Consider the following 12188-nt stretch of genomic DNA (forward strand, 5'->3'; position numbering starts at 1 on the left):
CGGGGAAACCGTGCCGCTTTTTTCTATAAAGCTTCTACATCACTCGACTTCAACCGCCTCCGGATTCGGATTACGCGGCACCGGATTTTCATCGAACGTCAGTTGCACCTTGTCGTTCTCGTCCACGTCGACCGTTACGCGACCACCCGACAGAAGCTTGCCGAACAACAATTCGTCGGCAAGCGCCCGGCGGATCGTGTCCTGGATCAGACGCTGCATCGGCCGCGCGCCCATCAGCGGGTCGAAACCGTGCTTCGCCAGGTGCTTGCGCAGCGCGTCGGTGAAGAGCGCATCGACCTTCTTCTCATGCAACTGGTCTTCCAGTTGCATCAGGAACTTGTCGACCACGCGCATGATGATTTCTTCATCGAGCGAACGGAAGCTGATGATCTGGTCCAGACGATTCCGGAACTCCGGCGTGAACATCCGCTTGATATCGGCCATTTCGTCGCCGGTTTCGCGGCGGTTCGTGAAGCCGATCACCGACTTGCCCATCGCTTCGGCGCCCGCATTCGTCGTCATGATGATGATGACGTTGCGGAAATCAGCCTTGCGACCGTTGTTGTCGGTCAGCGTGCCGTGGTCCATCACCTGCAGCAGCACGTTGTAGATGTCCGGATGCGCCTTTTCGATTTCGTCGAGCAACAGCACGCAATGCGGCTTCTTCGTGACGGCTTCGGTCAGCAAACCACCCTGATCGAACCCGACATAGCCCGGCGGCGCGCCGATCAGCCGGCTCACCGCGTGACGTTCCATGTACTCGGACATGTCGAAGCGCAGCAATTCGATGCCGAGCGTGAACGCAAGCTGCTTCGCGACTTCGGTCTTGCCGACGCCGGTCGGACCCGAGAAGAGAAACGCGCCGATCGGCTTGTCCAGCTTGCCGAGGCCTGCGCGCGCCATTTTGATCGATGCCGACAGCGCATCGATGGCCGGATCCTGCCCGAACACGACGCTCTTCAGGTCCCGATCGAGCGTTTGAAGCTTGCTGCGATCGTCCTGCGAGACGCTTTGCGGCGGAACGCGCGCGATCTTCGAAATGATCTCTTCGATCTCGTTCTTGCCGATGGTCTTCTTCTGCTTCGACTTCGGCAGGATGCGTTGCGCTGCGCCCGCTTCGTCGATCACGTCGATCGCCTTGTCCGGCAGATGACGGTCGGTGATGAAGCGCGCCGACAACTCAGCCGCCGCCGAAAGCGCACCCGACGAATACTTCACGCCGTGGTGCTCTTCGAAACGCGACTTCAGTCCGCGCAGGATCGCCACCGTCTGCTCGACAGTCGGCTCGGTCACATCGACCTTCTGGAAACGGCGCGACAACGCCGCGTCCTTTTCGAAGATGCCGCGATATTCCGTGAACGTGGTCGCACCGATGCACTTCAACTGTCCGGACGACAACGCTGGCTTCAGCAGGTTCGATGCATCGAGCGTTCCGCCCGAAGCCGCGCCCGCGCCGATCAGCGTGTGAATCTCGTCGATGAACAGAATGGCGTGCGGACGCTCCTTCAGTTCCTTCAGCACCGTCTTCAGACGCTGCTCGAAATCGCCACGATACTTCGTGCCCGCGAGCAACGCGCCCATATCAAGCGAGTAGACCTGCGCATCGGCAAGAATGTCCGGCACTTCGCCGCGCGTGATGCGCCAGGCGAGCCCTTCGGCGATCGCGGTCTTGCCCACGCCCGCCTCGCCGACAAGCAGCGGATTGTTCTTGCGCCGGCGGCACAGCACCTGCACCACGCGCTCGACTTCGGACTCGCGACCGATCAGCGGATCGATCTTGCCGTCCTTCGCCAACTGGTTCAGGTTCTGCGTGAACTGCGCGAGCGGCGTTTCCTTCTGCGCGGCGGCTTCGTCCGTTTCCGGATTCGCTTCGCTGCTCGCCTTCGCGGCGTCGCCACTGTTCGTCTTCGCGATGCCGTGCGAAATGAAATTCACGACGTCGAGCCGCGTCACGCCCTGCTGCTGCAGGTAGTAGACGGCGTGCGAATCCTTCTCGCCGAAGATCGCGACGAGCACGTTCGCGCCAGTCACTTCCTTCTTGCCGTTCGACGTCGACTGCACGTGCATGATCGCGCGCTGAATCACGCGCTGGAAACCAAGCGTCGGCTGGGTGTCGACGTCGTCCGTGCCGGGCACGGTCGGCGTGTTGTCATGAATGAAATTGCGCAGGTTCTGACGCAAATCTTCGATGTTTGCTGCGCATGCGCGCAACACTTCAGCCGCGGTCGGGTTGTCCAACAAGGCCAGTAAAAGATGCTCGACCGTAATGAACTCGTGCCGCGCCTGACGTGCTTCCATAAACGCCATGTGCAGACTGACTTCCAGTTCCTGGGCAATCATGCTTCCTCCATCACACACTGCAGCGGGTGCCCCGCCTGCCGTGCATGGCTAACGACTTGCTCAACTTTGGTCGACGCGATGTCCCGCGTGTAGACCCCACAAACTCCCCTGCCCTCGCGATGAACCTTCAGCATGATTTGCGTCGCAGTCTCACGATCCTTGTTGAAGTACTCCTGCACCACCATCACGACGAATTCCATCGGCGTGAAGTCGTCATTCAGCAGCACCACCTTGTACATGGCCGGCTTCTTCAGCTTTTGTTCCTGCCGCTCCAGTACAGTGCCGTCCTGCTTGTTGGGATTGATCGCCATACACCCATTCTAAACAACTCGGACAGGCCCGCAATGCTGCCGAAAAACGCCGACCGTCCGGTCGGAAAACTGCACAAACGACGCGCGCAGCCAGAGCCTGTCATGCCTGAATTCCGCCGCCGCCCGCCTGAGCCACGGCCCGCTTGAACTTCCGTGAATCCAGTATCGCACAGCTACAAAAAAACTGACCGGAGGCTCCCCCGCGGCGCGTTGCCGGTACTGCTTGCCGGTACTCCTCATGTGAGACGATTATGCGACTTTTCAAGATGACTTGCTTGGGGCGCAGCACACACGCAAAGCAGGAATAACCCTACGAATGTGGTCTTTACAACGTGCTTAACGGCTATCTCAAAATTTTCTTGACACGTGATTTAAGAGATTCAACAATCAAACTGGCACTTTTTTCCGAAGACCAATCAGGCGAAAGAAATGCCGAGGTGAGCTTGTGAGGAGGGCACGGTTCACACACTGAGTGGCCGCTGATCTTTTCGAGCGTGCTCGTGGTAGCGACGAGAGTTAGAGGGGAAGTAATGTCAACTGGTACGGTCAAATGGTTCAACGACGCGAAAGGCTACGGATTCATCACGCCCGATGAAGGCGGCGAGGATCTGTTCGCACATTTCTCGGCGATACAGATGAACGGTTTCAAGACGCTCAAGGAAGGCCAGAAGGTCAGCTTTGAGATCGTCCAGGGACCGAAGGGCAAACAGGCTTCGAACATCCAGGACGCAGCCTGACCGTTCGATCGCACTTTTTGCCTCTGGGACCCGGCTTCGTGCCGGGTTTTTTGTTTTTTATCTTCGTTTTGGATGACGCTTAGACGACCTGGATGCCTTCGAGGATATTCCAGCCGTCATTGCCTTTGATTTTCTTGAGGTAATACGAGTAATTCACCGTACACGCCGACAATCCCGAGAGCACGAATCCCAGGATTTGCGATATATCGCGGCCGGTCATTGAATAAACAAGCAACTCGACGAGAAACAGCACAATTGCACAGGCGAACAATGTCAGTGCCTTGCGCCACATTCCGAGATAGAGAAAATAGAACGGTCCGACGAAGAACCCCAGAAAGCTGAAGACGATGGTGATTCGTTTCAAAAACGGTCGCGTTTTGATCGCAGCCTTGAATCCGGCGGAATCAGGCGCGCCGTGGGCCTCAAAGAATTCGAAGCGCTCGCGCCACTTGGGCTTCAATTCCATCGATTCGATTAGATGTGACGCCACGGAGTGATGCTCCTTGTCAACGCAAGCGAAAAACCCCGGCAGCGTAAAAACGCCAGCCGGGGTTTCCCGAAACCAAAAATCAAGCGCGCTTACATGTTCTCGATCATCACCTGACCGAATCCCGAGCACGAAACCTGCGTCGCCCCTTCCATCAGGCGCGCGAAGTCGTACGTCACGCGCTTTTGCAGGATCGACGTTTCCATTGACTTGATGATCGCATCCGCCGCTTCGATCCAGCCCATATGGCGCAGCATCATCTCGGCCGACAAGATCTCCGAACCCGGATTCACATAATCCTTGCCCGCGTATTTCGGCGCCGTGCCGTGCGTCGCTTCGAACATCGCGACCGAATCCGACATGTTTGCGCCCGGCGCGATGCCGATGCCGCCCACCTGCGCCGCCAAAGCATCGGAAATGTAATCGCCGTTGAGATTCAACGTCGCGATCACGTCATATTCGGCGGGACGCAGCAAGATCTGTTGCAGGAACGCATCCGCGATCACGTCCTTCACGACGATATCGCCGCCCGACTTCGGGTTCTTGATCTTCATCCACGGGCCGCCGTCGATTAGTTCCGCCGCGAATTCGCTCTGCGCCAGTTCATAACCGAAATCACGAAACGCGCCTTCCGTGAACTTCATGATGTTGCCCTTGTGCACGAGCGTGACCGAGCGGCGATCGTTGTCGATCGCGTACTGGATCGCCTTGCGCACGAGCCGCTGCGTACCTTCCTTCGACACCGGCTTGATACCGATCCCCGACGTCTCCGGGAAGCGGATCTTCTTCACGCCCATCTCTTCCTGCAGGAACTTGATGACCTTCTTCGCTTCCTCAGACTGCGCCGGCCATTCGATGCCGGCGTAGATATCCTCGGAATTTTCACGGAAGATGATCATGTCGATCTTCGCCGGCTCGCGCACCGGCGACGGCACGCCCTTGAAGTACTGCACCGGCCGCAGGCAGACGTAGAGATCGAGTTGCTGGCGCAGCGCGACGTTCAGCGAGCGGATGCCGCCGCCGACCGGCGTCGTGAGCGGCCCCTTGATCGACACGACGTATTCCTTCAGCACGTCGAGCGTTTCGTCGGGGAGCCACACGTCCGGGCCGTAGACCTTCGTCGCCTTTTCGCCCGCGAAGATCTCCATCCAGTGGATCTTCTTCTTGCCCGCATACGCCTTTTCCACCGCCGCGTCGACCACCTTGATCATGACCGGCGTGATGTCGAAACCGGTGCCGTCGCCTTCGATGTACGGGATGATCGGCTGGTCGGACACGTTGAGGGAGTAATCCGCGTTCACGGTGATCTTGTCACCGCCCGTCGGAACCTTGATGTGCTGATACGGCATGATCGACTCCAAAGAAGGCTGGGCTGGTTGAAGGCTAGCTGAGCAGATTGCGGCATGCGGCCGGCATGTCGGCGACGCGCGCATGGTGGCCAGAACTTCATTCTAGCCCACCGCGCCGGGCGTTTTTACGGCTACCGGCGCCGCTTCGCCGTACCTCACTCCGTTCTCATGTCTTATATAAGACATAGGACTTGCCGTTCCGGATTATGCATTAATATCCCGCCATGCGCCATCCGGCGATGCCCGCGAAACCCGCGCGCATTCAGGCCCGGCGCGCCCTTCCAACGTCCCCTGGTTCTCCCATGCCGCTCATCGCCCTGAATAAGCCGTTCGGCACGATCTGTCAGTTTTCACCGCACGAGACGCGCGCGTCGCTCGGCGACTGGGTGAAGACGCCGGGCGTGTATCCCGCCGGCCGGCTCGATGCGGACAGCGAAGGCCTGCTCCTCCTCACCGACGACGGCGCCTTGCAGACGCGCATCGCTGAACCGCGTCACAAGCTCGTCAAGCGATATTGGGCGCAGGTCGAAGGCGCACCCGACGATACGGTGTTGAAGCGCCTCGCGAAAGGCGTCGATCTCGGTGATTACGTCACGCGCACTTGCCGCGCGAATTTCGTCGAGCCGCCGGCGACGCTCTGGCCGCGCACGCCGCCGATCCGCTATCGCGCAGCGATCCCCACGACGTGGATCGAACTCTCGATCACCGAAGGCAAAAATCGGCAGGTGCGGCGCATGACAGCGGCGGTCGGCTTTCCGACGTTGCGACTCGTGCGCGCGGGCATTGGCGCGCTCGATGTGTTCGCGCTCGGACTCGCGCCCGGCGAATCGATGGAACTGCCGCCGCGCGCGCCTTGGGATGGCATCGAATAGTTTCGGCTTGCTTAAACAAATTGTCACCGAGACACGCCAGGCCATCGCCGTTTCAGCGTTTTTTTCGAGCCCGAGTAAATATCGACGAAGATTTTCGTCAACCGAGTCCCGACACCCCGCGTTAGTGGTCGCAGATGCCTTGCAAAGCTATCCGGCATTAGCGAATGACCCACATCGATAACCTGCTTTTCACAGGCTGTTTGTAAGGTTTTAGCGCTCGCGGCAGTATCGATTTATTTGTCGATACCGCTGTCAACCGAAAGGTGGATGGCTCGTTTACCGACATGACTCCAATAACCGGGTCGTTGGTTAATTTACTCAAGCTAAAGGATTCACAAGATGAACAAACTGATCGCTGCTCTCGTCGCTGGCCTGTTCGCAACGGCTGCTTTCGCACAAGCTTCGGACGCTACGGCTCCGGCAGCAGCACCGGCAGCAGCCGCTTCGTCGGCTCACAAGACGACGCACAAGAAGAAGACTTCGCACAAGAAGTCGTCGCACAAGAAGGCAGCATCGGCAGAAGCAGCACCGGCAGCCGCTACGGGCGCATCGCAGTAAGTTTGATGTAAAGGCAGTAAAGCGAAGTCAAAAACAGCAGTACTGCCGTTCCAACGGCTTAGAAAGGCAGATGGCCACACGGCAATCTGCCTTTTTTCTTTTTGCGCAGGCATCGCGTAACATGCGCGAGTCTTTTTTGGCTTTTCCTGTTAAACCAAGATTTCAGCAAGGAGTTTCGCCGTGCGTCTTGTGCTGCGCTCGTTTCACCCGTTCCGTCGTTTCGATTTCTTTCGCGCAATCAGATCGTTGGCGATCGCGCTTGTGCTGCCGCTCGCCGCGTTGTCGGCGGTTCATGCGCAGCAGCTTCCGCCGGGCGCGAAGCAGCCGACCGATTTCCCCCGCGCGAAACTCACCGCGGGCATGTTCGTGATCGACGCGGCAGTCGCCGCGAGCGACGCCGATCGCGAACAGGGCCTCATGTACCGCTCGAAGCTCGCGCCGAACGAAGGCATGCTCTTCGTGTTCAACGAGAACGCCGTGCATTGCTTCTGGATGAAGAACACGCTGATCCCGCTGTCGATCGCGTTCATTCGCGCGGACGGCACGATCACCGATATCGACGAAATGCAGGCCGAGACGACCGATAACCACTGTCCGCACAACAACGGCGTGTATGCGCTCGAAATGAGCAAGGGCTGGTTCGCGTCGAAAGGCATCAAGCCGGGGATGAAGATCCAGGGCCTGCCGCAGCCGCATTAAAGCTGCAGTAACGCGCGACGCTTCACGACAAAACCGGCCGTCCACGCGACGCCGGTTTTTTTTCGTCCGCACGGCCCAGGAACCGAGGCCCGGCGCGGGCTGGCAAGATTCCTGCAAAGACCCTGTCGAAGCGCTATCCTAATAAACCAGCGAGACGCTGTCCGGCGGTTATCCAGCCGCGCGCGCCCCTAGCGGAACTCACCCCGCGCGGCGCCGCTTTGCGGGACTGCCGCCACCCGCTCGACCCATCCACAGGAGGTTCAAGTGCCCCGCAAGACTCCCATCGAGCGCTACCGGAACATAGGCATTAGCGCTCACATCGATGCCGGCAAGACCACCACCACCGAACGCATTCTTTTCTACACCGGTGTGAACCACAAGATCGGCGAGGTTCACAACGGCGCGGCCACGATGGACTGGATGGAGCAGGAGCAGGAGCGCGGCATCACCATTACGTCGGCTGCCACGACCGCCTTCTGGAAAGGCATGGCCGGCAATTATCCGGAACACCGGATCAACATCATCGATACACCCGGACACGTCGACTTCACCATCGAAGTCGAGCGCTCGATGCGCGTGCTCGACGGCGCCTGCATGGTCTACGATTCGGTCGGCGGCGTGCAGCCGCAGTCGGAAACGGTCTGGCGTCAGGCGAACAAGTACAAGGTGCCGCGCATCGCGTTCGTCAACAAGATGGACCGCGTCGGCGCCGACTTCTTCCGCGTCCAGCGCCAGATCGGTGACCGGCTGAAGGGCGTCGCCGTGCCGCTGCAGATTCCGGTCGGCGCGGAGGATCACTTCCAGGGCGTCATCGACCTCGTGAAGATGAAGGCGATCATCTGGGACGAAGCGAGCCAGGGCGTGCTCTTCGAGTACCAGGAGATTCCGGCAAACCTGCTCGCGACCGCGCAGGAATGGCGCGACAAGATGATCGAGGCGGCCGCCGAAGCGAACGAGGCTTATCTCGAGAAGTATCTCGGCGGCGAAGAACTGACCGAGGAAGAGATCAAGAGCGGCATCCGCCAGCGCACGATCGCGAACGAAATCGTGCCGATGCTCTGCGGCAGCGCGTTCAAGAACAAGGGCGTGCAGGCGATGCTCGACGCCGTGATCGACTATCTGCCCTCGCCGGTGGACATTCCCGCCATCCTCGGTCACGACGAATACGACAAGGCAGCGGAACGCCATCCGACCGACGACGAGCCGTTCTCCGCGCTCGCATTCAAGATCATGACAGACCCGTTCGTCGGCCAGTTGATCTTCTTCCGCGTGTATTCGGGCGTCGTGAATTCGGGCGATTCCGTCTACAACGCCATAAAGGAAAAGAAGGAACGCCTCGGGCGGATTCTTCAGATGCACGCGAACGAGCGCAAGGAAATCAAGGAAGTGTATGCGGGCGACATCGCCGCGGCCGTCGGCCTGAAGGAAGCGACCACTGGCGACACGCTGTGCGACCCGAACCACGTCATCATCCTCGAACGGATGATCTTCCCGGAACCGGTGATCTCGCAGGCCGTCGAGCCGAAAACGAAGGCCGACCAGGAAAAGATGGGCATCGCGCTCAACCGGCTCGCGCAGGAAGACCCGTCGTTCCGCGTGCAAACCGACGAGGAATCCGGCCAGACGATCATCTCCGGCATGGGCGAGCTGCACCTCGAAATTCTCGTCGACCGGATGAAGCGCGAGTTCAGCGTCGAGGCGACCGTCGGCAAGCCGCAGGTCGCGTATCGCGAGACGATCCGCATTCCGGTGGAAGACGTCGAGGGCAAGTTCGTCAAGCAGTCGGGCGGACGCGGGCAGTACGGTCACGTCGTGATCAAGATGGAGCCGCAAAAGCCCGGCGGCGGCTACGAATTCGTCGATGCGATCAAGGGCGGCGTCGTGCCGCGCGAGTACATTCCGGCCGTCGACAAGGGTATTCAGGAGACGCTGAAGTCGGGCGTGCTCGCGGGCTATCCGGTCGTCGATGTGAAGGTGACGCTGACCTTCGGCTCGTACCACGACGTCGATTCGAACGAAAACGCGTTCCGCATGGCCGGATCGATTGCATTCAAGGACGGCATGCGTAAGGCCAAGCCGGTGCTGCTCGAGCCGATGATGGCCGTCGAAGTCGAAACGCCCGAGGAATTCATGGGCAACGTGATGGGCGATTTGTCGGGGCGGCGCGGCATCGTGCAGGGCATGGAGGACATCGCGGGCGGCGGCGGCAAGCTGGTGCGCGCCGAGGTCCCGCTCGCCGAGATGTTCGGCTATTCGACGACGCTGCGTTCGCTGTCGCAAGGCCGTGCGACCTACACGATGGAGTTCAAGCATTACGCAGAAACGCCAAACAATGTCGCAGATGCGATCGTAAATTCGAAGTCGAAGTAAACTCTGTCGACCAGAGTTGGCGCTGTCGACCAGAGTTGGCGCTTTAGCGCTTACTCTGGTCCCATGCGCTTACTCTGGTCCCATGCAAAGCACCTGCTGTAACCAGTCCGTTGTATGCCCGTGCTTCACGTGTGGCCGCAACGGACTTTTTTTATCCGCGCGGCTTCTTTCGACGGAGAAAAAATCATGAGCGACGAACAGCAAACCGACTGGCGCGAACACGGCGTCAAGGTCATCAAGGGCGACCAGCTCGACACCAACACGCCGCAGACACCCGGCATGAACCGCGCGGCGGCGATCAACGCGGCGCGCGTCGGCGCGCAGAAGATCTGGGCCGGCACCGTGACGATCCATCCGAACGCGAAAACGGGCGCGCATCATCACGGCGCGCTGGAAAGCGTGATCTACGTCGTGCGCGGGCAGGCGCGCATGCGCTGGGGCGAGCATCTGGAATTCACCGCCGAGGCCGGTCCGGGGGATTTCATCTTCGTGCCGCCGTACGTGCCGCATCAGGAGATCAACGCGCGCACCGACGAGCCGCTCGAATGCGTGCTCGTGCGCAGCGACAATGAAGCCGTCGTGGTGAACCTGAATATCGACGCGGTGGAGGAGCCCGAAGCGGTCTACTGGGTCGATCCGATCCACAAGCATCCGCACGATCATTGAGGCGGCGTGAAGCTTGCTACATGAGCGCGACGCCCTGAAGCGCGTGGCTCGGCTAAACTGGCCGCAACGCCGCTCGCAACAAATACAACATACGGAACGGAACGCCCACTGATGAAGACATCGACCGATCACGATCACGCCTTCGACCGCGCCCTGGACGATTCACGCTCGGGCGCCGGCGATTTCGGCAATCACGCCATCGACGAATTCAAGGCCGGCCGCCTCACGCGCCGCGAGTTGCTGCGCCACGCGAGCGTGCTCGGCTTCGTGCTGGCCGTCGGCGGCGTCGGCAGTCTGATCGGCATGCCGCGCGGCGCCCGCGCGCAGGGCGCGGGCAAGCCGGGCGGCACGATCCGCGTCGCGCACCTGACGCCGGTGGGCGCGGTCGATCCGCTCACCGTCACCGATGCCGCCGGTCTCGCGCTCATCAACCAGACCGGCGAATTCCTGATCGACGACGACGGCGAGAAGCTCACGCTGCGTCCGGCGCTAGCGCTGTCGTGGAAGTCGAACGACAAGGGCGACGTGTGGACCTTCAAGCTGCGCGACAACGTCAAGTTTCACGACGGCCAGAAGATGACCGCGAAGGACGTCGCCGCGACCTTCAACCGCCTCGCCAACCCCGGCAGCGGATCAGCGGCGCTTTCGGTGCTGAAGGGCGTGCTGTCGAAGAATTCGGCGAAGGCGATCGACGACCTTACCGTCGAGTTCCATCTCGATGCACCCAACGGCAACTTCCCGTTCTACGTTTCCTCGGACAACTTCAACGCGGTGATCCTGCCCGCGAGCTTCTCGGGAACGTATGAGAAATCGTTCATCGGCACGGGGCCGTTCAAGTTCGAGAAGTACACGCCGAAGGTGGGCGCGTCGTTCGTACGCAATCCGGACTACTGGGGCGAGAAGGCGCTGCCCGAGCGCGTGACCTTCGCGTTCTACGCGGACCAGCAGGCGCAACTGCTCGCGCTGCAAGGCCGCCAGGCCGACGTGATGGGCGACTTCACCGTGCAGGGCGGCGTAAGCGTGCTGAACAACGCGCAGTTCAAGGTGCTTGGCGTGAAATCGAGCGCGCACCGGCAGATGCACATGCGCACCGACAACGCCCAGTTCAAGGACAAGCGCGTGCGCCAGGCGCTCGCGCTCGCGATCGATCGCGAGATCATCGTAAAGGGCCTCTTTCGCGGCCGCGCGCAACTCGGCAACGACAGCCCGTTCGCGCCGGTGTTCCCTTCAAGCGATCTCTCGGTGCCGCAGCGCAAGGTCGATATTGCGAAGGCGAAGCAACTGCTCGCGCAGGCGGGCGTGCCGAACGGCTTCGACGTCACGCTCACAACCGAAAAGTACATGGAGATACCCGATCTCGCCGTCGTGATCCAGAACGCGGCGAAGGCGATCGGCGTGCGCATCACGCTGAAAGTGGAGAGCCAGGAGCTGTATTACGGCACGGGCACGTTCGGCAAGTCGGACTGGCTCGATTCGCCGCTCGGCATCACCGATTACGGCCATCGCGGCGTGCCGAACGTGTTCCTCAACGCGCCGCTCACGAGCGGTGGCACGTGGAACGCGGCGCACTTCAGGAATCCGCAGTACGACAAGCTGGTGGCGGATTTCGTCGCCGCACTCGACATCGCGTCGCAGAAAAAGCTCTCCGCGCAGATTCAGAACCTGCTGCTCGACGAGACGCCGGTCGTCATTCCGTATTTCTACGACTATCTGGTCGTCACGCGGGCGAACGTCACGGGCGTGCGCTTCAACGCGAACTCGCAGCTTTATCTCGATCGCGCGACGATCAGTGGCTGATC

11 protein-coding genes are annotated in these 12188 nt (G+C 60.4%); 7 read left to right on the forward strand and 4 right to left on the reverse strand.

Going from position 1 to position 12188, the window contains the following annotated elements; translation table 11 throughout:
* Window positions 1-39: 39 nt before the first annotated feature.
* Both clpA and clpS read right to left on the reverse strand, forming a co-directional pair.
* Complete coding sequence (gene clpA / locus AWB67_RS20615) at window positions 40-2340, reverse strand: ATP-dependent Clp protease ATP-binding subunit ClpA (protein ID WP_087658087.1); 2301 nt, start codon at window positions 2338-2340, stop codon at window positions 40-42.
* Entirely contained in the window at window positions 2337-2651 is a 315-nt protein-coding gene (gene clpS, locus AWB67_RS20620; protein WP_014190611.1) for an ATP-dependent Clp protease adapter ClpS, read from the reverse strand. Before clpS ends, clpA begins: the two co-directional genes overlap by 4 nt.
* 530 nt (window positions 2652-3181) lie before the next feature.
* Here clpS and cspD point away from each other — a divergent pair.
* The gene (gene cspD, locus AWB67_RS20625; RefSeq protein WP_008351201.1) at window positions 3182-3388 is read left to right on the forward strand and encodes a cold shock domain-containing protein CspD; all 207 of its coding nucleotides are present in this window, start codon (window positions 3182-3184) and stop codon (window positions 3386-3388) included.
* A gap of 79 nt (window positions 3389-3467) precedes the next feature.
* Here cspD and AWB67_RS20630 read toward each other — a convergent pair whose 3' ends face one another.
* Both AWB67_RS20630 and icd read right to left on the reverse strand, forming a co-directional pair.
* Window positions 3468-4007: a DUF2628 domain-containing protein gene (locus tag AWB67_RS20630; protein WP_125477629.1), complete on the reverse strand. Its 540-nt coding sequence runs from the start codon at window positions 4005-4007 to the stop codon at window positions 3468-3470.
* Complete coding sequence (gene icd, locus AWB67_RS20635; RefSeq protein WP_087658089.1) at window positions 3968-5224, reverse strand: NADP-dependent isocitrate dehydrogenase; 1257 nt, start codon at window positions 5222-5224, stop codon at window positions 3968-3970. Before icd ends, AWB67_RS20630 begins: the two co-directional genes overlap by 40 nt.
* A 302-nt stretch (window positions 5225-5526) precedes the next feature.
* On the opposite strand from icd, the gene AWB67_RS20640 reads away from it, so the two are divergent.
* The 6 genes from AWB67_RS20640 (at window position 5527) to AWB67_RS20665 (ending at window position 12186) form a co-directional block, all read left to right on the forward strand.
* Window positions 5527-6096 carry a pseudouridine synthase gene (locus tag AWB67_RS20640; protein ID WP_087658090.1) on the forward strand — a complete coding sequence of 190 codons (570 nt, stop codon included), beginning with the start codon at window positions 5527-5529 and terminating at the stop codon, window positions 6094-6096.
* Between the two features lie 339 nt (window positions 6097-6435).
* Window positions 6436-6654 carry a hypothetical protein gene (locus AWB67_RS20645; protein ID WP_087658091.1) on the forward strand — a complete coding sequence of 73 codons (219 nt, stop codon included), beginning with the start codon at window positions 6436-6438 and terminating at the stop codon, window positions 6652-6654.
* A gap of 189 nt (window positions 6655-6843) precedes the next feature.
* Window positions 6844-7353 carry a DUF192 domain-containing protein gene (locus tag AWB67_RS20650; RefSeq protein WP_374729837.1) on the forward strand — a complete coding sequence of 170 codons (510 nt, stop codon included), beginning with the start codon at window positions 6844-6846 and terminating at the stop codon, window positions 7351-7353.
* 264 nt (window positions 7354-7617) lie between these two features.
* Window positions 7618-9723 (forward strand): elongation factor G, encoded by a 2106-nt coding sequence (gene fusA / locus AWB67_RS20655; RefSeq protein ID WP_087658092.1) that lies wholly within the window; start codon window positions 7618-7620, stop codon window positions 9721-9723.
* Window positions 9724-9909: 186 nt separating this feature from the next.
* Entirely contained in the window at window positions 9910-10389 is a 480-nt protein-coding gene (locus tag AWB67_RS20660; RefSeq protein WP_087658093.1) for a cupin domain-containing protein, read from the forward strand.
* Window positions 10390-10500: 111 nt separating this feature from the next.
* On the forward strand, window positions 10501-12186 hold the full coding sequence (locus AWB67_RS20665; RefSeq protein ID WP_087658094.1) for an ABC transporter substrate-binding protein: 1686 nt from the start codon (window positions 10501-10503) through the stop codon (window positions 12184-12186).
* The last annotated feature ends 2 nt before the right edge of the window (window positions 12187-12188 follow it).

Origin of the sequence: Caballeronia terrestris, assembly GCF_001544515.1 — a bacterium.
Taxonomy (GTDB): Bacteria; Pseudomonadota; Gammaproteobacteria; order Burkholderiales; family Burkholderiaceae; genus Caballeronia; species Caballeronia terrestris.